This is a genomic window from Psychroflexus gondwanensis ACAM 44 (assembly GCF_000355905.1).
GTDB lineage: Bacteria > Bacteroidota > Bacteroidia > Flavobacteriales > Flavobacteriaceae > Psychroflexus > Psychroflexus gondwanensis.
This window is the reverse complement of record NZ_APLF01000012.1, coordinates 35,379-58,066: the sequence shown is the minus strand read 5'-3', so window position 1 is coordinate 58,066 and position 22,688 is coordinate 35,379. Positions and strand designations below refer to the sequence as shown.

Here is a 22,688-nt window from a genome sequence, read left to right as displayed (position 1 = left end):
GAAATTAATTTTTAGCAATCTAGAAATCTGCATTTCTTCTCTCAGGTCAAACTTAACCAATTTCTAAAAATACTCACATATTTATCGTAATTTTGAAGGCGTCAAAACACACTTTAATTCATCAAGAAATGATAATCTTCTTCAAGGCTGAATCGACGCATTATTTTGCTATTTCCATAGATAAACGACCGGATTACGAAACCATCAAAAAACTAAAATGGGTCTTTGGCGATGCCCAATTTGTAGATGAAAAACATTTGAAGGGTCACTTTATTGGGCCTAGACAAGTTATGGTCACTCCATGGAGTACCAATGCAGTAGAAATTACTCAAAACATGGGAATTGAAGGAATTTCTAGGATTGAAGAATTTCATGAAGTTACTTCTGAAGAAACGCATTTTGATAAAATGCTTTTCCAAAAGTATAATGAACTGGATCAAGACCTGTTTACCATCGAGATAGAACCGGAACCGGTTTTAGGGGTAGATGACATCGCCGCTTACAATCAAAAAGAAGGTTTAGCGCTTAATGGCGAGGAGGTCAATTATCTAAAGGACTTATCCAAAAAACTGAACCGCCACCTTACCGATGCTGAGGTTTTCGGTTTTTCTCAGGTCAACTCGGAGCATTGTCGCCATAAAATTTTCAATGGCACTTTTATTATTGATGGAGAAGAGCAAAAAGAGTCCCTCTTTAAACTGATTAGAAAAACCTCTGAAACGCATCCCAATACAATCGTTTCTGCCTACAAAGACAATGTCGCTTTTATTAAAGGACCTGAAGTTGAGCAATTCGCTCCTCAAAGACCAGATATAGCTTCAGAATATAAAAATTCTAGGTTCAACTCTGTTATTTCCTTAAAAGCAGAAACTCATAATTTTCCAACTACTGTAGAACCTTTTAATGGTGCAGCAACGGGAAGCGGGGGTGAAATTCGAGACAGGCTAGCTGGGGGAAAAGGATCTTTACCTTTATCTGGATCTGCAGTGTATATGACTGCTTATCCAAGATTAAAAGATGACAAACCTTGGGAAAAAGCCATTGCTAAAAGAGACTGGCTGTACCAAAGTCCGTTAGATATTTTGATTAAAGCCTCCAATGGGGCTTCAGATTTTGGTAATAAGTTTGGACAACCTCTCATCAATGGTTCTCTTTTCACTTTTGAACATGAAGAACACGATAGACTTTTAGCTTACGATAAAGTCGTTATGCAAGCTGGAGGTGTTGGATACGGTAAAGCTGATCAAGCTAAAAAAGAACTACCTCAAGAAAATGACGATATTGTCATCCTTGGAGGAGACAATTATAGAATTGGTATGGGAGGTGCTGCAGTATCTTCTTCGGACACCGGAAAATTCGATAGCGGTATTGAATTAAATGCTGTACAGCGGTCTAACCCTGAAATGCAAAAAAGAGCAGCCAATGCTATTAGAGCCATGGTGGAATTGGATCATAATCCTATTCGTTCCATCCACGATCATGGCGCTGGCGGACATTTGAACTGCTTAAGTGAACTGGTAGAAGACACCGGAGGCCATATTGATATCAACAAGCTTCCTGTGGGAGACACAACGCTTTCCGCTAAAGAGATTATTGGTAACGAATCTCAAGAACGCATGGGACTTGTCATCAGTGAAAAAGATTCTAAATTTTTAGAAAAAGTTGCTCTACGTGAACGTTCGCCAATGTACAGAGTTGGAAAGGTCACTAACGATCATCAATTTGTTTTTAAGAATTCTAAAACTCAAGAAAAACCTCTGGATCTTAAACTTGAAGATATGTTTGGAAGTTCTCCAAAGACCTTCATGAAAGACCAGAGAATACATAGAGAGTATAGTGACATAAAGTATAATCCAGACCACATTTACAGCTACGTGGAACAACTGCTTCAGCTGGAATCTATAGCTTGTAAAGACTGGCTAGTCAATAAAGTAGATCGTTGTGTCACTGGAAGAGTTGCTGTACAGCAAACCCTGGGCCCACTTCAAGTTCCTCTCAACAACTGTGGAGTGGTGGCTTTAGATTACAACGGGAAAGAAGGTGTTGCCAGTTCTATTGGTCACTCCCCTATTTCTGGACTTATCGACCCTGTTGCTGGTGCCAAAAATTCTATTGCTGAAGCCCTCACCAACATTATTTGGGCTCCCCTAAAAGACAATTTAACTTCCGTATCATTATCTGCCAACTGGATGTGGCCGTGTAATAATCCTGGAGAAGATGCAAGATTGTATGATGCTGTGCAGGCCGTTTCAGAATTTGCCATTAATTTAGGCATCAATGTCCCTACTGGGAAAGATTCCTTGTCAATGAAGCAACGTTATAAAGACAAAGATGTGCTTTCTCCAGGAACTGTTATTATATCCGCCGCAGCAAATTGTAATGACATTACAAATGTTGTAGAACCCATGTTTCAGAAAGATAGTGGATCCATTTACTATTTAGATTTATCTCAGCATAGTTTGGAATTAGGGGGTTCTGCTTTTGCTCAAATCTTAAGTAAAGTAGGAAGTAAAGCACCGGGAATTCATAAAGATGAAGAGTTTAAAAAGAAGTTTAATGCTGTTCAAACTTTAATTAAACATCATAAAATAGCAAGTGGACATGATATTTCTTCTGGTGGTTTGATAACAACGCTGCTGGAATTGTGTTTTGCAGACAATAACCTTGGAGCTGATATCCAGCTTTCAAAGTTTAAAGAACAAGATATTTTTAAAATTCTATTCTCAGAAAATTCTGGTATTGTCTTTCAAGTGAATGACGAGATCACAAATGAGTTTAAAGAACTTGGTATTGAGCCTTTATATTTAGGAGAAGTTAATGCCTCTGGGTCACTCAAGATTTCTCATAAAGATCAAAATTTAGAATTTAATATCAATACGTATAGAACTCATTGGATGCAAACTTCTTATGAATTCGACAAGCACCAAAGTGGTGAGAAAAAAGCCAAGGAACGTCACGATAATTTTAAATACAATGCTTTAAAATTTAACTTTCCAGGGCATTTTGATGGAAAACTTAAACCTGTAAAAGGTAAGCGAATTAAAGCAGCTATTATCAGAGAAAAAGGATCTAACAGTGAACGAGAAATGGCTAGAGCCATGCATTTAGCTGGATTCGATGTGAAAGACATTCACATGACAGATTTAATGTCTGGAGAAGAAACCCTTGAAGATGTTCAGTTTATAGCAGCAGTAGGCGGTTTTTCCAATTCTGATGTTTTAGGCAGCGCTAAAGGTTGGGCTGGTACTTTCAAATACAATGAAAATGCTAATTTGGCTCTACGTAATTTCTTTGATAGGGAAGACACCTTATCTTTAGGCGTGTGTAATGGTTGCCAACTGTTCATAGAGCTAGGACTCATTACTCCTCACCATGAAGACAAACCTAAAATGCTTCATAATGACTCTGGCAAATTTGAATGTAGATTCACCGCGGTCGATATTGCAGAAAGCAATAGCATCATTCTAAAAAGCCTTGAAGGTTCTACTTTAGGAATTTGGGCAGCACACGGTGAAGGCAAATTTCACTTACCCTTAGAAGAATCTAAGTATTCCATTCCTGCAAAATACTTCAGAGAAGAGTTTCCTTGTAACCCGAATGGTTCAGATTATAATGCTGCTATGTTGTGTGATGATTCAGGGCGACACCTTGTAATGATGCCTCATCTGGAACGTTCCACCTTTTCATGGAACTGGGCTCATTACCCAAAAGATAGAAAAGATGAAGTTTCGCCTTGGATAGAAGCTTTTCAAAATGCAAAACACTGGTTAGATAAACACTAAAACATGCTTAGAAAAGAAGAACTGATTGAGAAACTTCAGCTCGAAAAACATCCTGAAGGAGGCTATTTTAAGGAAACCTATAGAAGTGAAATCCTACTTCCAAAATCTGTTTTACCTTCTGAATTTACTTCCAGTAGAAACGCAAGTACGTGCATCCATTTTATGCTTACCTCAGATGAATTTTCTGCGTTTCATAAAGTAAATCAAGATGAAGCTTGGCATTTTTATTTAGGGGAAACCATCACACTCCATATGATTTCACCTGAAGGTGAATATTCTCAAGTGAGCATCGGAAACGACTTTGGTCAAAATGAAACTCCTCAGTTTGTAGTTCCCGCTCAGCATTGGTTTGCAGCAGAAATAAAAACTGAAGATAGCTTTGCTTTAGTAGGTTGTACAGTGGCTCCTGGATTTGATTTTGATGACTTCGAACTAGCAGAACCCAAAGAACTTCAGCAGATATTCCCTCAACACAAAGAGATCATTCAAAGGCTCACCCGATAATTTTTACATTGATTTGAAAACAAAGACTTGTGCTATTTGTAATAACGACTTTGAAATCTTGTATAGAATTCAAATCAAAAAAGGAAAAGCATGGGTATTCGCTTGTAAAACATGTGTTGAAAAATATCAAAAAGAACCGCAGTATAAATACGGAGGGACTTGGAAAGGCAAAAGACACTAGCGTATTCTAAATTTTAAAATAATTCTGTAACAGCTAAAGCCTTTCAGTTTTTTAATTTGTACTTTAATCGTTCAATTTAATAAAAATCATGATACAACTGGATCTTTTTCACTTTGAAACAGGTTAACAAAAATGAGAATTGATAAAATTATGAATCGAATTTTCAGAAAAATATCGACTTATAAATATGATCAATTTGTTGCTTTTTCTTCGCGTTTAAATCCTTTCTTGGCAGATGAAATCATTGAAGATGTAAAAAAAGAAGCTTAATAAAATCCAGAATTACATTTTTGGATTTTATCTTTTCACAAATAGAAACCCAAATATGAAAAAAATATTGCTCCTCATTTGGATTCCATTTTTAAATTATAGTCAAGACAAACCTATTGTAGATATAGGCGGAGCTTTACGTTATAATTATTTGTTCAGTTCCTGGAATTCTGACCAAAAAGATATTGGAGGTGACTTTGTCTATGATATTTTTCGAGTGAATGCTGAAGCAAGGTACAAAGGTGTGTATCTCAATGTTGAGTACCGAGAATATTCTACTGCCTTTGGGGGAGGTTTTTTGAAACGAGGTTGGATGGGATATACGCTAAGCGAACAAGAAGATATTCAAATTGGCTTAACTCAAGTTCCCTTTGGGATTCAGACTTATAACTCTAATAATTGGTTTTTTAATTTGACCTATTATGTAGGTCTAGAAGACGACCATGATATGGGAATTAAATATATGAATAAAGGAGATAAATTTGAATATCAGCTAGCTTTTTTCAAAAACTCTGAGTTGTTCGATTTGGGGGGCTCCAATGAAGTAAGCCCCAATCGATATGCGTACGATATTGTAGGTAAAAATAAGGAGATCAATCAATTTAACGGAAAGTTTATTTACAAGACTGGTGAGGAGTTCAAGCATCGCATTGGCCTTTCTGCTCAATATGGTGGTTTGTATAACATCGATACTAAAAAAACTGGAGACCATCATGCTCTAGGGCTCCACCATGAGCTATTTTACAAACGCTGGAATTTAAAGACCGAGTTACTTACAGTACGTCACAATCCCATCAATGCTGATGGACAAAGTAGAGACATTGTTCGCATGGGGGCTTATGGATTTCCTTATGATATAGCTTCAGATTTTGAAATGTATACCGCTGCCATTTCTTATGACCTCCCCGTGGATATTGGCCCCATAAGTCACCTTAAATTTTACAACGACTTTGGGTACATGGATAAGCGTGCTCAAGGTTTCAAAAACTCAGCTATGAATGTCACTGGCATGCTCATAACCGCTGGAGATGTGTATATTTATATAGATTATGCTGCAGGATATAACCATTCTTGGTTTGGTGGTGATTTTACAAACGAATTGGGACAAGGAAAACCAAACTTAGGCTGGGAAGCCAGATTCAATATAAATTTTGGTTATTACTTTTTAACGGATACCAAATCTAGATAATTTATAAAATAAGGAACCTCCAGGGCAAGCTGATGAGGTTTGAATTAGGAAAACCATTTTAAAAATTCGAGGAAAGCCTTCGAATAATTAAACCCTCAAAAGGGATTAAAATAAAATTTATGTCAGAAAAAGTTACTAGAAGTGATGAAAAGAAATCCATCTTTGGACTCGAGGTCAACGGTCCCGTCTTTTTTTCTTCCATAATTTTGATCACCATAGGAATTGCTCTAACTCTAATTTATAAGGAATCAGCTGAAGAGTTTTTTAGCACTGTCCAAAACCAAGTGGCAGAGTATGGTGGCTGGTTATTTGTATTTAGCGTAAATTTTTTCTTAATCTTTGTTGTTTACCTAGCCTTTAGCAAGTTTGGTAAAATAAGACTTGGAGGAAAGGACGCTGAGCCAGAGTTTAAGACCATATCTTGGTTCTCAATGCTGTTTAGCGCTGGTATGGGAATAGGCCTTTTATTTTGGAGTGTTGCCGAACCTGTAACCCATTTTGGCGCACCTCCTAATGCTGATGCAGACACGATTGCAGCAGCCAAGCAAGCCATGAATTTTACTTTTCTACACTGGGGTTTTCACCCCTGGGCTATTTATGCTTTAGTAGGTTTAGCCTTAGCTTTTTTCACCTATTCTAGAGGTTTACCACTAACGATAAGAAGTGTTTTTTATCCTTTTTTGGGCGATAAAATCTATGGAGTTATAGGAGATATTATTGATATTTTTGCAGTTTTAGCCACTTTATTTGGTCTGGCGACTTCACTTGGGTTTGGAGTACAACAAGTAGCTGCAGGCTTAGAACAGGTCTTCGGATTAAGTAGTGGAACTACTACCCAAGTATTGCTTATTGCAGGTATTACCTTAGTAGCAACAATTTCGGTGGTTCTTGGAGTCGACAAAGGGGTAAAGGTGTTAAGTGAGTGGAACATCAGGATAGCCGTTTTACTGTTGGCTTTAGTTTTGATCTTAGGCCCTACCCTTTTTATTTTTGAAAGTTATTTAGAAAATTTAGGAAATTATTTTAGCAGTGTAGTTGAAATCTCACTTTGGAATGAAAGTTTTACGGGAGGAGATTGGCAAAATAATTGGACAATTTTTTATTGGGGTTGGTGGATATCATGGTCTCCTTTTGTTGGAACCTTTATTGCCAGAATTTCCAAAGGGAGAACGATTAAAGAATTTATCCTTGGAGTTTTGATAGTTCCTAGCTTAATTACATTTTTTTGGATTACAGCTTTTGGAAATTCTGCATTAGATATAATTATGAATGGTAACGATGCAATTTCCACAGCGGTTGACAACGATGTAGCCACTGCCTTATTCGTCTTTTTTGAGGACTTCCCCTTTACCATAGCTCTTAATGTAGTTGCCATTCTTTTGATTATTGGCTTTTTCATAACCTCTTCAGATTCAGGATCTCTAGTTATAGATAGTCTTACCACTGGTGGTAAAATTGACGCTCCTGTGGGACAACGAATCTTTTGGGCGATTACCGAAGGAGCTGTTGCAGCGGTCCTACTTATAGGTGGTGGACTTGGAGCACTTCAAACTGCAGCAATTGCTTCTGGTTTGCCTTTTGCCATCATCCTCCTTGTCATGTGCTATTCCTTGTACAAGGGATTGAAGGATGAGGTCAAAAAACACGAACGCTACAAAGAGGATGTTCAGAAAGAAGATTACGAAGAAATTGTAAGAAAGATTATCAAAAAACGCAATAAAAATGAATCATCATGAGAACATTAAATAAAGTGTTAGTCGGTTTAGACTTATCCGATATTGATCAACAATTAATCACCTACAGTTCTTTTTTTACTGAATTAACCGACGTCAAAAAAGTTTATTTTGTTCATAATATTAAGCGATACGAAATATCTGAAGTCCTTGAAAAAGAAATCGAAAATGTAGATCTAGAAAGCATTATTACCGATGAGCTTAAGGACATGATACAAGCAAACTTTACTGCAAAAGTAGAGTGGGAAGTATTGATTTCTGATGATCCCTACACAGAATCCTTAATGAGTTATATCGTGAATAAATACAGTATCGACTTGCTTATTTTAGGCAATAAAAACAATCAAAACGGCTCCGGCAGTCTCGGGTTTAAACTACTAAGAACCATAAAATGTCAATTTTTATGGGTTCCCTCCACTATGAAAACAAAATTGGAAAAAGTGTGGATTGGTACTGATTTTTCTGGTGCTTCAAAAAAATGCTTTTCATTTGCTGAGTATATTCAATCCAAACAGAATTTTAATTTGGAGGCCGTCCATGTATATAGTTTGCCTATTCATTTTTCTCCCTACGTCTCAAACTCTAAAATAGAGCCTAAACTGAGTCGCTACGTAGACAAAAAGTTCGATCAATTTCTCAATAAAATGAATTACTCTGGGGAAGTCAAACAATATAAAATATTGGGGCGAGAAGCCAATATTGCTTCCAAATTAAAAAATGAAGCTTATAAAAATGATGTTGATTTGTTGATGGTCGCCGACAAAGGCTCCAATACTTTTTCTAAGCTCACCTTAGGTACCGTTACGGAAGATTTATTCAATAGAGATCTTAAAATTCCTTTACTTATTGTAAAAGATTATATTGGCAATTAAAAAATAATGAATACATCCCTAGCAAAATCATTTAGCTTCTTAAGCTGCTTATATGTTTTAAACCTTTCCATAGCTTGCCAAACTTCAACTACTCAGGGACCTAAGCTTGAGAAGCCAACAAACCAGGCAGATTCTGCAATGGTGGTTTCTGCTCGAGAGGAAGCCTCCAAAATTGGTCTTCAAGTTCTAAAAGATGGAGGAAATGCCTTCGATGCTATGGTAGCTACAGAAATGGCTCTTGCCGTTTGCTATCCGTTTGCCGGAAATCTTGGAGGTGGTGGCTTTATGGTTTACAGAAAAGCTAATGGAGAAACTGGAGCTTTAGATTATCGAGAGAAAGCGCCTTTAGCCTCCACCAAAACTATGTTTTTAGATAAGTATGGTCATCCCAATCCAGCATTAAGCAGAAGAGGAAGTTTAGCTATTGGGGTGCCTGGAACTATTGCTGGAATGTTTGAAGTTCATAAGAAATTTGGGAGTTTACCAATGTCAGCTTTATTGAAACCGAGTATAGAATTGGCTAAAAAAGGCTTTGCAGTGACCGAAAATCAATCGGAAATGCTTAATCACTTTCAAAAAGATTTTCTCGATATCAACAAAGATTCTATACTCTTTTCAAAAAACTTCAAACAAGGAGATACTCTCAAGAATTTAGCTTTAGCTAAGACCCTAGAAAGAATATTAAAAAATGGAAAAGCTGAATTTTACAGAGGTCAAACTGGACAAAAGTTAGTTGAATTTATAGCCCACTATGGAGGCATTTTAAGCTTAGAGGATCTAAAAACCTATGAAGCGGTTTGGCGAAAACCCATTCAAGTGGAGTATAAAGATTTAACCCTTATTTCAATGTCACCTCCTTCTAGTGGAGGTATTGTTCTGGGACAAATTCTGAAGATGATAGAAGATTATGATTTAGGAGCTTTAGGACATAATTCTACAACGTATATTCAAATCCTTACAGAAGCGGAGCGAAGAGCTTATGCCGATAGAAGTTTTTATCTTGGAGATCCAGATTTTGTAGATATTCCTGTAGATAGCTTGTTGAGTGATGACTATCTCCAAGGGAGAATGTCGACATTCAGTTTTGAGTCTGCCACGCCTTCAAAAGAGATTGAGCACGGCAAAATTATCGGCTATGAAAGTGAAGAAACTACGCATTATTCTATAGTAGATCAATTTGGAAATTCTATTTCTGCAACAACTACTCTTAATGGGGCTTATGGTTCCAAACTTTTTAGCGATGACCTAGGCTTTTTCCTTAATAACGAAATGGACGATTTTAGTGCAAAACCGGGAGTCCCAAACATGTTTGGATTAATTGGTGCGGAAGCCAACTCTATTGAACCTGGCAAACGAATGTTGAGTTCTATGACCCCTACTATCGTTGAGAAAAACGATGAATTTTGGATGAGTGTAGGGACTCCTGGAGGATCCACCATTATTACCTCGGTGCTGCAAACCATCTTAAATGTTCATGAATTTGACATGACTATGCAAGAGGCGGTCAATGCGCCAAGGTTTCATCACCAATGGTTACCAGACGAGATCGTTTTTGAAACCAAAGGCTTTGAGTCGAGTTTATTGGACTCTTTAAGGCTAAAAGGCTACACACCAATTCAACAGCAGTCGAAGATTCTGGGGAAAGTAGATGCTATCTTAAGGCTTCCAGATGGTCGTTTAGAAGGTGGCGCCGATTATAGGGGAGATGATAAAGCTCTAGGCTTCTAATGTAAGAATGATTTAAACGAAAATTTAAAACTCACTCATTATCAATTCATTAGATCTTTTATTAGAGAATTCTAAATTTTAGTTGGTTTAAAAAGATAATTTTATAGAATTTGATTCAAAAAATTTATATTTTGCATTGTTATAAAACATAAACCTATGTCATCACTTAAACGTTTATTTGATTTTCCATACTATCAATTAGAAAAATTTAATCTAGAAGATGCTCTTGTTACAAAATACAATGGCCAATGGAAATCTACCTCTTCAAAAGAATATGTTGCACAACTCAATAAAATAAGCCGAGGTTTACTAAGGCTTGGTGTGCAACCCAACGATAAAATAGCTCTTATTTCTACCAACAATAGAACAGAGTGGAATATCATGGATATTGGAATTATGCAACTTGGCGCGCAAGATGTACCGATATATCCTACTATTTCTGAAGAAGACTATGCTTATGTTTTAAACCATAGTGAGTCTAAATTTTGCTTTGTCTCCGATAAAGAGGTGTATGATAAAGTCATGGCCATAAAAGGACAAGTAGACTCTTTAAAAGAAGTTTATACTTTTGATGACGTTGAAGGCGCTAAAAATTGGTCTGAAGTTTTGGAGCTTGGAACAGATGAGAGCAATCAATCTGAGGTTCAATCTCTTATGGACAAAGTGACCGAAAACGATTTAGCCACCTTAATATATACATCGGGAACCACAGGTCGGCCAAAAGGCGTAATGCTTTCTCACAAAAATATTGCTAGCAATGCCATTAATAGTTCAACCCGCCTGCCCTTGGACCAAGGAAATGCAAAAGCATTAAGTTTTCTACCAGTTTGCCATATTTACGAGAGAATGCTTCAGTATATGTATCAATTTAGTGGGGTGAGTGTTTACTTTGCTGAATCTATTGAAACTATAAGTGACAATTTAAAAGAAGTTAAACCAGAGGTAATGTCTGCTGTACCAAGACTTTTGGAGAAAGTTTACGATAAGATTATCGCTAAAGGAACCGACCTTACGGGAATAAAGAAAATGCTTTTTTTCTGGGCCGTTGAACTAGGCTTACAATATGAGCCTTATGGTGCAAATGGCTGGTGGTACGAAACGCGCCTTAAACTAGCAAGAAAATTAATTTTTGTTAAATGGCAAGAAGCCTTAGGTGGAAACCTAAGAGTTATTGCTTCTGGGAGTGCAGCCCTACAACCTCGACTAGCCCGAGTCTTCAATGCCGCTGGAATGGCTGTAATGGAGGGCTATGGATTAACTGAAACTTCACCCGTTGTTGCTGTCAACGATATGAGAGATGGGGGTTTCAAAATTGGTACAGTAGGTCATCCCTTACCGGAAACTGAAGTTAAAATTGCAAAAGATGGTGAAATTCTAGTTAAAGGTCCTCAAGTCATGATGGGCTATTATAAAGACAAAGAGAAAACAGACGAAGTCTTAAACAATGGCTTTTTTCATACTGGAGATATCGGAGAAATAGATAAAGAAGGATTCTTGAAAATCACCGATCGTAAGAAGGAAATGTTCAAGACCTCTGGTGGTAAATATATTGCGCCACAGGTTATCGAAAATGTGATGAAACAATCTCGATTTATTGAACAAGTTATGGTCGTTGGAGAAGGTCAAAAAATGCCTGCCGCTCTTATACAATTGAATGAAGAATTTGTAAAAGAATGGGGAGAACGTAAAAACCTTCATCTTGGCAGTACATTGTCTGAAATGGTAACACACCAAGAATTAATTGACAGAGTTCAGGAAGAAATTGACTTTTACAATCAAAAATTTGGAAACTGGGAGAAGATCAAAAGATTTGAACTTACGCCAGACGTTTGGAGCATCGAAGAAGAACAACTTACTCCTACTATGAAATTGAAAAGAAGAGTTATAAAAGAAAGATATATCGATCTTTATAATAAGATTTATTCCAATTAAACCAACACCACAACGTATTAATTCATCTAAAAGAGTCCAATTGGACTCTTTTTCACTTAAAGTTTACGATTAAATACCAATTTATAGTTCCTTTGTTATATGAATCCTTCTGCATCAGGTTGGCTTACTAAATGCTTACATAGCATTGTGGAGAGCGATTTACTTTCGCTCAAACCAGAACGTTTTTATGAAACTCTAAGAAGTTCTGGATTTATTTATGGCTCTAGCCAGGCTGCTTTAATCCCTTTAAATAGTAAGCTCAAGTATACTCAGCAAGAACTTGCTAAAATTAATCTTTTTGTGGCGCTGGTATACATTGACCATAAGGCTTTTGATGATCAACCCTCAATTGAAATTATCACAAGAATAACGGGGTTTTATGAATCCATCTATTCGGAAAGAAATTATTTGAAATCTATTTTCAAGTTAAAGTCTAAACCTGAACAAAAATTGGAACAACTTATCCACAAAAGAGTTCAAACCAACGAGGGGTTAATTCAGAAAAATTTCAGTCATATTATAACCAACGCTTTGCTATTTACTGATGTGCTAACCTATAACAAAACCTTAATTAGTTCTACACCCCCAAGTGAGTATACCAAATCTTTAGAGTATCTTATTATGTCAACGGTTTACCTAGCTTTGGGTCAAAAAACCTCTCAGACCTCATACGATACTCTTATCCTGAAACTATTACAAAGTTCCTTAAGGTATAATTTCCAAACTGAAAAAGACATAAAGCAAATTGAGGACATCCACTACAGTGAAATATTAGATTATACTGGAAGTTTATATTTACTTGATCTAACTTGTATGGCTATCTATAGTGATGAAAAAGTTGAAGTTGATGAATTGAGTTTTCTATCAAAACTTGGGCCTCAATTAAATTTAAAAGACCATCATATAGAGACTGCGGTAGAGTTTCTCTTTAAATTTGTGTTCATCCACAAAAAAAATATTGCTTATTTCCATTTCAGCAATCCCTTAACTCATTTCTACAATAAGAATCAAAAAGCGGTCAAGTTGTTACTTTCTCGCAACAAGAATCGATTATCCAAAGAAATCATGCAAAGTAAAGAGCTGGTTTATTTAATCTCACAATCAACAAAGAGAGAACTCAACGCTGAAGAAAAAGCAAAAGTTAAGGCTCAGCTTTATGATATCTTCAAAAGCATCCCGTCTTTAGCTATTTTCGCTCTTCCAGGTGGTGGTGTTTTATTACCGATCATTATTAAATTCATCCCTCAATTACTACCTTCAGCCTTTAACGAAAACTACGAGAAGGATTAAATATAATCTAGGTAATTTAGGACAACAATTATAATAATTTTTAAAATGGTTACCATATGATGTGGTGTTTTAATGAATATTTATCGCTTTAATTTTATACTCCCTCCTGAATTAGATTCGTTGACAATAAGATTTTCAGAAGGTGTGTTATAATAAGAAATAGACCCTCCACTGCTGCTATTCGCCTCCAATCGTTCTAGAGGATAAATGGAAATGCTAGAACCTGAACTTGCCTTGGCTACGATACTATTTGCTTCAAAATTTTTGGAATTTATACTAGATCCGCTGGATGAATTTACATCCAATTGGTTGGTCTCACCTCTTAAGGTTATCGAAGAACCAGAGGAAGCACTCGCTGTTGTGGTTATAGAAATAGCGTCTATGGAAACCAAAGAACCACTTGAGCTTTGTACCGATAAGTCCTCTAAGTTTAAGTTGAGAGATGCACTAGACCCACTTGATGTTTGCAAGTTTAAACTCTCCAATTCTAGAGACAATTCGACGTTGGATCCGCTGGATAACTCCATTATTAAATTCTCAAATCTTAAGTCCTCTGTAGATGTCAACTTAACTCCGCTGGAGACTTCCAAACGTTCTAAATTTTCAGAAAAATAAAGTGTGATGATTTTAACATCTGCTTTCCCAATAGACTCGGAAGCTCCTATCTTAAGTGTTCCAGAAACGGTCTCAAACTCAAGAGCCTCAAAAAGATTTTCATTAGCTTCAACTAGCATATAATTAGTTGAAGAAGGGATGATGGTAACTTCCCAACCGCGCTCTAATTCAAGATTGTTGAAGCTTTCCAGGTCGAAGCGTTCTGAGATCACCTCCCCTTCGCCTTCAATTTCGCCTGGGTAATTAATGTTGAATTTGCAGCTCGTCATGCATAAGCAAGAAACAGCCAAAAATAAAATGGAAATAGTTTTCATAGTGATTTAGTTTTGAGTTGAAAGAGTATCTAGTGTAGTCCTACAGTCTAAACATTTCCAATCATTATTTTTATAGTTTAAATAATGATTGTACTTGGATCGATTGAGGTTTCTACGGTTATTAAAATTATTTAAATTTTCATCCAGATAAATCACGTGATTTTCTGGAATATAGATAGTTACTTCTACTTTTGCGCTACGGTCCGTAGGTTCAGAATTGGACAACAAATAACTATCAAGTTTCAGAACATTATCCTCTAGCTTGTATTTATAATCAATTAAAGAGGCTCTTTCTCTAGCTCTAGCTTTGCTTGACGCATAACTTTTTTTGGTTAACCTTAGTTTTAATTCATCATCGGAAGTCGATTTAAAATTAACGTGAATATTTGAATTATATAAGCGCTCATTATCAAATTCATCTTTGACAATCTTAGATTTTTTACTTTGATTTAAAGTTTCAGAAAACATAAGATTAGGATTCATTCTTATTTGCAAGGTATCACCAGATGAGATGTCTAAATTAATAACTTCTATAACTTCTGCATCATAACTCACATCTAGTTGCTTTTTCACACTTAATGTTGTGATGACCATTACAGATAAGACCCAAATACCAATTAAGGTAATATGAGCTACTTTACCAATTGATTTTAGATTAGAAAAAATCAATTTCAAACTTAGAATAAGCAAATAGAAAAAAGGAATGGAAGCTACTAGGAAGTACAAAACAATTTGAATCCAATTGGGAATGCCAAGAACAAAGAATTCTATTTGAGAGAAATCTCCCAATTCAAACACGGATAGGGTTCCAAAACTGAATAAAAAAATCAACAAACCAATAAGAACAGGCCCTGAGACGAGCAGAAGAATGATTCCCAAAAATTTAAACAGAATGATCCCTAAAGCTCTCAAAACTTCGCCTAAGCCATCTAAAAATTTAGTCACCCCAGATTTGGTCTGTTGGCCATATTTCTCGTAATCGATATCTCCCATTTTATCAGCAAATTTGGAATAGCCTTCTTTCACCTTACGCTCTATATTGGATAAATTCACAGGTTCCCCTTGCATATCTAGCTTTTGTGCCGTAGTTCTAGCCGCTGGAATTAGTATCCAAATAATCACATAAATAGCGACTGTACCTCCAAAAGAAAAGAAAGCAGAAATCACCCAAAAAAGTCTAATTAAAAGCAAATTGATTCCTAAATAATGGTTGAGACCAGCAGAAACTCCTCCAAGATAATTGTTTTCAATATCTCTATAAAGTTTTCTAGACGCTTTAAATTTTGAAGACGTAGATGAAGGCTCTTCTTCATCTTCCATCCTATAAGCTTCAGGTTCTCCCATTATAGCAATCATATCATTTACTTGAGACATGATAATCACCTGATTAGCCTGAGCCATGGACTCTGTAAACAACTCTGCAATACGAGCTTCTATATCTTGTAAAATTTCATCCTTACTCTGCTCTTTAGATAAATAGCGTTCAATTGCTTTAAGATAGCTATCGAGTTTTATAAAAGCATCTTCATCGATATGAAAAAACACATTTGCTAGGTTGATGTTTATTGTTTTATTCATTGTTCGTATTTTTTTTAGAAGTAATTGTGGTCACTGCGTAGTTAAGTTCATTCCATGTGGTTGAGAGTTCGTCTAAAAATTCCTTTCCATCCTTTGTTAATCCATAATATTTTCTTGGTGGTCCACCGGTGGATTCTTCCCATCTATAAGACAATAAATTGGCATTTTTTAATCGAGTTAATAGTGGATAGATCGTTCCCTCAACTACTAACAATTTTGCTGACTTTAATGTGTCTAGAATTTCTGCAACGTACGCATCGTTATGACTCAACACCGATAAGATGCAATATTCCAAAACTCCTTTTCGCATTTGAGCTTTTGTGTTTTCTATCTTCATGTGATCCTAAAATAAATAAGTACACGACAAAGATATATTTTTAAAACACTACTATGCTATGCAAAGTAATATATATTAACTTTATTTTAACTTTTAAGAGAAGCCCAATAGTAAAATAAGATTTGAAATACTTAACTTAATACTATGATTTTAAGCACTTTAAAAGATTACAAAAAATTATATCAAAGTCAGAAATAAAAAGGTAATAAATCATGATAAGGAAATTAATTTAGGTAAATTGTAAGGTGAAAAACTTATAAAATGAAGCTTACTCCTTCTAAAATCAATTTATTTTTACTCACCAAATTACCATCTGCTTGGCTTTGCGGTGTGCGGTTAAAACATATCGATGATACCTCTTGTGTAACAACCGCAACTCACAAATGGATTAATCAAAATCCCTTTAGAAGTATGTATTTTGCGGTACAAGCTATGGCAGCAGAATTAAGTACGGGTGCTATTGTTATGAAAGCAATTAATGAGAGTAATCTTAAAATTTCCATGTTGGTGGCTGAGAATACATCAGCTTTTCATAAAAAAGCAACTGGAAGAATAAAGTTCACCTGTTTAGATGGTGAGTTAGTAAAAACAAGTGTAAAGAAATGTGCAACTGAACCGGAGGGCCAAAAATTTTGGATGACCTCTATCGCTAGAAATGAAAATGGAGATATGGTTTCTGAATTCAAATTTCTATGGACACTTCGAAAAAAATAAAATTTATATTTTAAATAACATATCCGCTTAAAAATTTTAAGAAACGTTATTTTAAAAATTATTATATTTAGGTAAATAAAAATTATATGCCATAAATCTACTTAACTTTTAAACATATTACCATGCCAAGAGCCATGTTTGAATACACTAAAGAGGTCTTAAAAAAAGTGAGTTTTGATGTAAATTTATTTTGCAAAGAACTTAAAAAGGCGACAGAACGCTTATTGCCTTATGAACTTGAAGAACTTAGAGATTTTATTTTGAGTTTGATGCATCAGAATCCCTCTTTGAGACGATGCTTGATTTATCTTAATTAACTTTTAAACAAAACTTATAGAATCCACTATTTTTGAAAATCAAATAGTGGATTTTTCTTTTATACGTACTTTTACAAAAAATCAATATGAGTAAAATTATAGCTTTTACAGGCTCAAATTCGTCCACCTCTATTAACGATCAATTGCTTCAATACACGCTAAATTCTTTGGTGAAAGCGAGTGTCGATTATATCGATTTAAAAACGCTGTCTATTCCCATTTTTTCCGAAGACATCGAAAAATCTTCAGGTATCCCTGATGATATAAAATCTTTAAAAGCTAAAATTGATGTCGCCTCTGCTCTTATTGTGGCTGTTAACGAACACAACGGAGCAATGTCTGCTTTTTTCAAAAACATTACCGATTGGTTATCGAGAACAGACCCTAAGTATCTCCAAGACAAAAAGATATTATTATTGGCTACATCCCCTGGAGAAGGTGGTGCTAAATTCTGCTTGGACTATACAATAGGCAACTTTGAAAAATTCGGCGGTACTATTGTGGATCATTTTAGTCTACCTTCCTTTCAAAATAATTTTAGTAAATCTGGTTTAAGTGATGATTACGCTCAGGGCTTAAAGGATTCTGTTTCTAACTTTGAAAACGATTTAAACCCAGCTTGAGAACACTAAAGACCTTTCATATATCAATTCCGCAAGATTTTAAAAGCAAATTGATGCTTTGGGGAAATCAGTTTGAAGAGGCTATTTATCTAGACTCCAATCAAAATCAACAAGTGCATCAAAATTTTGAGGCTTTATTGGCAATTGAAGCCTTCACTGCCATAAAATCTGACCACAAGGAAGCCTTCTTAAGGCTAGACGAATACCAACACACTACACAAGATTGGCTATTTGGTTACATGAGTTATGATTTGAAAAACGATACTGAACACCTCACTTCTCAGAATCAAGATCAACTCAGCTTTCCAGAATTGTATTTCATTCAGCCTAAAAAAATATGGATTTTAAAAGGGGAAACTATAGAAGCTCATTATCTCAAACTTGTGGATGATGAGATAGAATCAGATTTACAATCTATTTTAAATTTTAACTCTGGTGAGGAGAATTATTCAGACCCTATTGTGTTTACGCCTAGATGGAACAAAGAACAATATATTGAAAAGGCTCAATCCATTTTGAAACATATTCAAAGAGGAGATATTTATGAGGTAAATTTTTGTCAAGAATTCTATGCTGAAAACTCAAATATTGATCCTGCAAAGACTTTTCAAAGTTTAAATTCTATTTCTAAAGCCCCGTTTTCTAGCTATCTTAAATTGGAAAATTACTATGCGATGGGAGCTAGTCCTGAGCGTTTTTTGATGAAAGAAAACCAACAATTGATTTCGCAACCTATCAAAGGAACGGCCCGAAGAGGGAAGACACGAGAAGAAGATGCAGAGTTAAAAGCTCAACTTGAAATCGATCCCAAAGAGATTTCAGAAAACGTGATGATTGTTGACTTAGTCAGAAATGACTTATCCAAAACAGCTCAAAAAGCTTCAGTGAAGGTTGAAGAATTGTGTAAAATTTACTCTTTTGAGCAAGTCCACCAAATGGTGTCTACAATAAGTTCCCGAGTAAAATCAGAATTTTCTACAGCAGAAATCTTAAAATCTTTATTTCCAATGGGAAGTATGACAGGAGCACCAAAACTATCTGCTATGAAAATAGCAGAGCAGAATGAATCTACCAAACGAGGGCTCTATAGTGGTGCCATTGGTTATATCACTCCCAATGGTAACTTCGATTTTAATGTCGTTATAAGAACTTTACTCTATAATTCTGAAAAGAAATACCTTTCTTATATGGTAGGCAGCGCCATTACAAGCCTAGCTAATCCAGAACAAGAATACGAAGAGTGTTTGGTAAAAGGCAAAGCATTACAATATGCTGTTAATACCTCCGCTGTTTCCGAAAAGTAGACTAATAAAGCTTAATTTTGAAGTTTTTACGTCATGCAAGATCGATTTCAATCCTATATTCAATCTGAATTTCCAGAACTTCTCACTACTCCTTTTCTCATTGCGATAAGCGGTGGAGTAGACAGTGTAGTTCTGGCCCATTTGTGTAACTCCTTACCTTTAAATTTTAGTTTAGTACACTGTAATTTTCAACTTAGAGGATTAGAAAGTGCTAAGGACGCAGAATTTGTAAAGGATCTATCGATTAGCTTAGGATGTGATTTTTTCATTAAGACTTTTCAAACAGAAAGCATTGCCGAAAAAAGAAAATCCTCTATTCAACTTACCGCTAGAAAACTAAGATACGATTGGTTTCAAGAATTGATTGAAACTACTTCCTATAACTACCTTCTTACCGCACACCATTTGAATGATAATCTGGAGACGTTTCTCATCAATCTAAGTAGAAGTACTGGTTTAAAAGGGCTAACAGGTATTCCACAACGAAATGCTTATATCCGAAGACCACTTTTAAAATTCTCTAAAGCTGAGCTAAAAGAGTATGCCATAAAGCATAACATCAACTGGAGAGAAGACCAGAGTAATGCCTCTACAAAATACCTTAGAAACGAAATAAGACATAAAATTGTTCCCTCATTAGTGAAATTAAACTCTCAATTCCTTGAGAATTTTGAATCTACTCTCGAAAAATTAAAACAAACCGAACTCTTAATTGAAGACTACACGGCTTCACTTCATCAAAGCTTGGTTAGCGAAGAAGTTAACCGCTTTAATATTGATATAGAAAAACTAAAAACGTATCCCAATCCACAAGCGATTTTATATCAGTTGTTAGAAGGTTTTGGATTTACACAATGGGAAGATGTCTATCATTTACTGGACGCACAAACTGGAAAAATCTTAAAGTCTTCATCACATCAACTTGTGAAAGACAGAAATAAATTGACAGTAGCACCATTATCTACAGAAGAAATTGACCCAATTATTATTGAAGAAAACGACAAAGTTGTGCATATAAACAACTCTCAACTAGAGTTTCAAGACCGCCAAAAGATAGAAGAAACGAAGAAACAATTTGCTTATTTTGACAAGTCAAAACTTAAGTTTCCCTTAAGTCTAAGACCAATCCAAAATGGAGACTATTTTTATCCGTTTGGAATGAAAGGGAAGAAAAAACTGAGTGATTTTCTTAAAGATGAAAAAATAAGTCCTGTAGATAAACCTTCTCAACTTGTCCTTTGTAATTATAATGGTGATATTATTTGGGTATTAAATTTGCGAACAGATCACAGGTATAAAGTAGAAAAAAATACTCAAAACATCCTTAAAATCGAACTTAAAGAATGATTAAAAAGATTTCGTATTTAGCCTTGGCTTTGTTCATCAGCTCAACCACATGGGCTCAATTTGGTTTATCGTCGGAAATGGCCACAGAGAATCCTTCAGAGTGGAAGGCTTCTGTTAAAAAAACTTCAGATAGTGTTTATACCGTTTCGGTAGTAGCGACCATCGACGCCACTTGGCATTTGCCCTCTCAAAAAGAACTCGGGGAAGATGAAAATGGCCCCATCCCTACCGAGTTTAATTTTGAATATGATCCCAATACACTTGAAAAATTAGGATCTACTCAAGAACCCCAAGGCATTACAAAATTTGATGAAATCTTTGAAACCAATCTCACCTATTTTCAAGATAAGGCTGTTTTTGAACAAGATTTCAAAATTAAAGCTGAAAATGCAACTCTAGATCTGGAGATCCTTTTTATGATCTGTAACGATGAAATGTGCCTGCCGCAAGATCAGCAACGTTTTAATTTTGAGGTTCAAAATAGTGTTTTACAACTCGCTGAGACCAAAGCCATAGAGATTGAAAGCAAGGATAAAGTTAATACTGAAGCCCTAAAGTTGAACCTTATAGGCAAAAGCGATTATAGACTGAATACGGATGAACCCGATGATTCCAATCTTACCATTTTTCTTCTAGGCTTTGTTGGTGGACTTATAGCTTTGCTCACCCCTTGTGTATTTCCTATGATTCCGCTCACTGTTTCCTTTTTTACTAAGGGGGCAAAAACCAAAAAGCTAGGATTGATCAATGCCATATTGTACGGAGCTTTTATCTTTTTGATTTATATACTATTGAGTATTCCTTTTCATCTTCTCGACTCTGTAAATCCCGAAATTTTAAATAATATTTCAACCAACCCCTACTTGAATGTGACATTTTTTGTCATTTTTATGATTTTTGCATTTTCCTTTTTTGGTTATTATGAGATCACACTACCCAATTCTTGGAGTAGTCGCCTAGACCAGAAAGCAACCAGCGTTGGAGGTGTTGTAGGTATATTCTTTATGGCACTTACTTTAGCTTTAGTTTCCTTTTCGTGTACGGGCCCTATTTTAGGATCCTTGTTAGGAGGTTCTCTATCTTCAGATGGCGGAGCTACTATGCTCACGTTTGGCATGGGAGGTTTTGGCTTGGCGCTAGCTCTTCCTTTTGCTCTATTCGCCTTATTTCCCAATTGGCTTAATTCGTTACCAAAGAGCGGTGGCTGGCTGAATACTGTAAAAGTTGTTCTTGGCTTTCTAGAATTAGGACTCGCTTTCAAGTTTTTATCCAATGCAGACCTCGTACAACATTGGGGAATTTTAAAAAGAGAAGTTTTTATAGGGATATGGATTCTTATAGGTATTGGCTTGGTGTTGTATTTGTTCGGAAAACTAAGATTTCCACACGATGGTCCTAAACAAATGCTAAGTAAAGGCAGGTTATTTTTTGGCGTCATCACTTTAGCCTTTGTCATTTATCTGATTCCGGGCTTAACCAATTCTCCTTCTGCCAATTTGAAATTGCTTAGCGGCTTCCCTCCTCCACTCTTTTATAGCGTCTATGAAAAAGATACCGAAGGACCATTAGGGTTGAAAGCCTATAAAGATTTTGATGAAGGCTTAAAAGTTGCTCAACAACAAAACAAACCCATTTTGCTCGATTTCACAGGTTGGGCCTGTGTGAATTGCAGGAAGATGGAAGAACAAGTCTGGAGTGTTCCCGAAGTTTACAAAACAATCAAAAACGACTATATTCTGATTTCCCTTTACGTAGACGACAAGGCTAAACTCAGCGATAATGACCAATTCAATTTTGAGAGATCAAATGGCACCGTTAAAAAAATAAGAACCATAGGAGATAAATGGGCTACCTTTCAGACCCTGAATTTTAAGAACAACTCTCAACCTTATTATGTTTTATTATCTCCAAAACTAGAGGTTTTAAATGAAACGATTGCTTACGAACCTTCGTCTAAGGCTTACCTTAGCTGGTTGATGCAAGGTTTAGAAAATTTCGAAAATAAAAAAAGGTAGAGTGTAAATCTCTACCTTTTTCTCCTGTGTTAATAAAATGAAG

Annotated in this window: 17 protein-coding genes; 14 read left to right on the top strand and 3 right to left on the bottom strand. The window is 35.7% G+C overall.

Features of this window, described 5'->3' with window-relative positions:
- The first annotated feature begins 128 nt into the window (after window positions 1-128).
- The 8 genes from purL to PGOND44_RS11610 all read left to right on the top strand — a co-directional run bounded on the left by purL (window position 129) and on the right by PGOND44_RS11610 (window position 13,481).
- On the top strand, window positions 129-3,782 hold the full coding sequence (purL, locus tag PGOND44_RS11645) for a phosphoribosylformylglycinamidine synthase (protein ID WP_003442266.1): 3,654 nt from the start codon (window positions 129-131) through the stop codon (window positions 3,780-3,782).
- 3 nt (window positions 3,783-3,785) lie between these two features.
- Window positions 3,786-4,286 (top strand): cupin domain-containing protein, encoded by a 501-nt coding sequence (locus PGOND44_RS11640; RefSeq protein WP_003442263.1) that lies wholly within the window; start codon window positions 3,786-3,788, stop codon window positions 4,284-4,286.
- A gap of 506 nt (window positions 4,287-4,792) precedes the next feature.
- Window positions 4,793-5,926, top strand: a complete 1,134-nt coding sequence (locus tag PGOND44_RS11635; protein WP_003442262.1) for a hypothetical protein — start codon at window positions 4,793-4,795, stop codon at window positions 5,924-5,926.
- Window positions 5,927-6,045: 119 nt separating this feature from the next.
- Complete coding sequence (locus tag PGOND44_RS11630; RefSeq protein WP_003442259.1) at window positions 6,046-7,662, top strand: BCCT family transporter; 1,617 nt, start codon at window positions 6,046-6,048, stop codon at window positions 7,660-7,662.
- Window positions 7,659-8,531: a universal stress protein gene (locus PGOND44_RS11625; protein ID WP_003442256.1), complete on the top strand. Its 873-nt coding sequence runs from the start codon at window positions 7,659-7,661 to the stop codon at window positions 8,529-8,531. Before PGOND44_RS11630 ends, PGOND44_RS11625 begins: the two co-directional genes overlap by 4 nt.
- A gap of 6 nt (window positions 8,532-8,537) precedes the next feature.
- Window positions 8,538-10,259, top strand: coding sequence for a gamma-glutamyltransferase (gene ggt / locus PGOND44_RS11620; RefSeq protein ID WP_040556102.1), 1,722 nt, complete (start codon window positions 8,538-8,540; stop codon window positions 10,257-10,259).
- Window positions 10,260-10,415: 156 nt separating this feature from the next.
- A complete protein-coding gene (locus PGOND44_RS11615; protein ID WP_003442253.1) occupies window positions 10,416-12,191 on the top strand; it encodes an AMP-dependent synthetase/ligase in 1,776 nt (591 codons plus the stop codon).
- Between the two features lie 99 nt (window positions 12,192-12,290).
- The gene (locus PGOND44_RS11610) at window positions 12,291-13,481 is read left to right on the top strand and encodes an LETM1-related biofilm-associated protein (RefSeq protein ID WP_003442250.1); all 1,191 of its coding nucleotides are present in this window, start codon (window positions 12,291-12,293) and stop codon (window positions 13,479-13,481) included.
- Between the two features lie 80 nt (window positions 13,482-13,561).
- On the opposite strand, the gene PGOND44_RS11605 is transcribed toward PGOND44_RS11610, so the two are convergent.
- The 3 genes from PGOND44_RS11605 to PGOND44_RS11595 are packed head-to-tail and all read right to left on the bottom strand — an operon-like array spanning window position 13,562 to window position 16,325.
- The gene (locus PGOND44_RS11605; protein ID WP_003442247.1) at window positions 13,562-14,410 is read right to left on the bottom strand and encodes a GIN domain-containing protein; all 849 of its coding nucleotides are present in this window, start codon (window positions 14,408-14,410) and stop codon (window positions 13,562-13,564) included.
- A 6-nt stretch (window positions 14,411-14,416) separates the two neighbouring features.
- Window positions 14,417-15,988: a PspC domain-containing protein gene (locus tag PGOND44_RS11600; RefSeq protein WP_003442244.1), complete on the bottom strand. Its 1,572-nt coding sequence runs from the start codon at window positions 15,986-15,988 to the stop codon at window positions 14,417-14,419.
- Window positions 15,981-16,325, bottom strand: a complete 345-nt coding sequence (locus PGOND44_RS11595) for a PadR family transcriptional regulator (protein WP_003442241.1) — start codon at window positions 16,323-16,325, stop codon at window positions 15,981-15,983. The genes PGOND44_RS11600 and PGOND44_RS11595 overlap by 8 nt, the downstream gene beginning before the upstream one ends.
- 261 nt (window positions 16,326-16,586) lie before the next feature.
- Here PGOND44_RS11595 and PGOND44_RS11590 point away from each other — a divergent pair, with 261 nt between their 5' ends.
- The 6 genes from PGOND44_RS11590 to PGOND44_RS11565 all read left to right on the top strand — a co-directional run bounded on the left by PGOND44_RS11590 (window position 16,587) and on the right by PGOND44_RS11565 (window position 22,645).
- Complete coding sequence (locus PGOND44_RS11590; RefSeq protein WP_003442238.1) at window positions 16,587-17,039, top strand: DUF4442 domain-containing protein; 453 nt, start codon at window positions 16,587-16,589, stop codon at window positions 17,037-17,039.
- A 122-nt stretch (window positions 17,040-17,161) separates the two neighbouring features.
- Window positions 17,162-17,356, top strand: a complete 195-nt coding sequence (locus PGOND44_RS11585; RefSeq protein ID WP_003442235.1) for a hypothetical protein — start codon at window positions 17,162-17,164, stop codon at window positions 17,354-17,356.
- A gap of 86 nt (window positions 17,357-17,442) precedes the next feature.
- On the top strand, window positions 17,443-17,979 hold the full coding sequence (locus tag PGOND44_RS11580) for an NADPH-dependent FMN reductase (protein WP_003442232.1): 537 nt from the start codon (window positions 17,443-17,445) through the stop codon (window positions 17,977-17,979).
- Entirely contained in the window at window positions 17,976-19,283 is a 1,308-nt protein-coding gene (locus tag PGOND44_RS11575; protein ID WP_040556100.1) for an anthranilate synthase component I family protein, read from the top strand. The genes PGOND44_RS11580 and PGOND44_RS11575 overlap by 4 nt, the downstream gene beginning before the upstream one ends.
- 33 nt (window positions 19,284-19,316) lie before the next feature.
- Window positions 19,317-20,630: a tRNA lysidine(34) synthetase TilS gene (gene tilS / locus PGOND44_RS11570; protein ID WP_003442226.1), complete on the top strand. Its 1,314-nt coding sequence runs from the start codon at window positions 19,317-19,319 to the stop codon at window positions 20,628-20,630.
- Complete coding sequence (locus tag PGOND44_RS11565; protein ID WP_003442223.1) at window positions 20,627-22,645, top strand: protein-disulfide reductase DsbD family protein; 2,019 nt, start codon at window positions 20,627-20,629, stop codon at window positions 22,643-22,645. The genes tilS and PGOND44_RS11565 overlap by 4 nt, the downstream gene beginning before the upstream one ends.
- Window positions 22,646-22,688 lie beyond the last annotated feature (43 nt).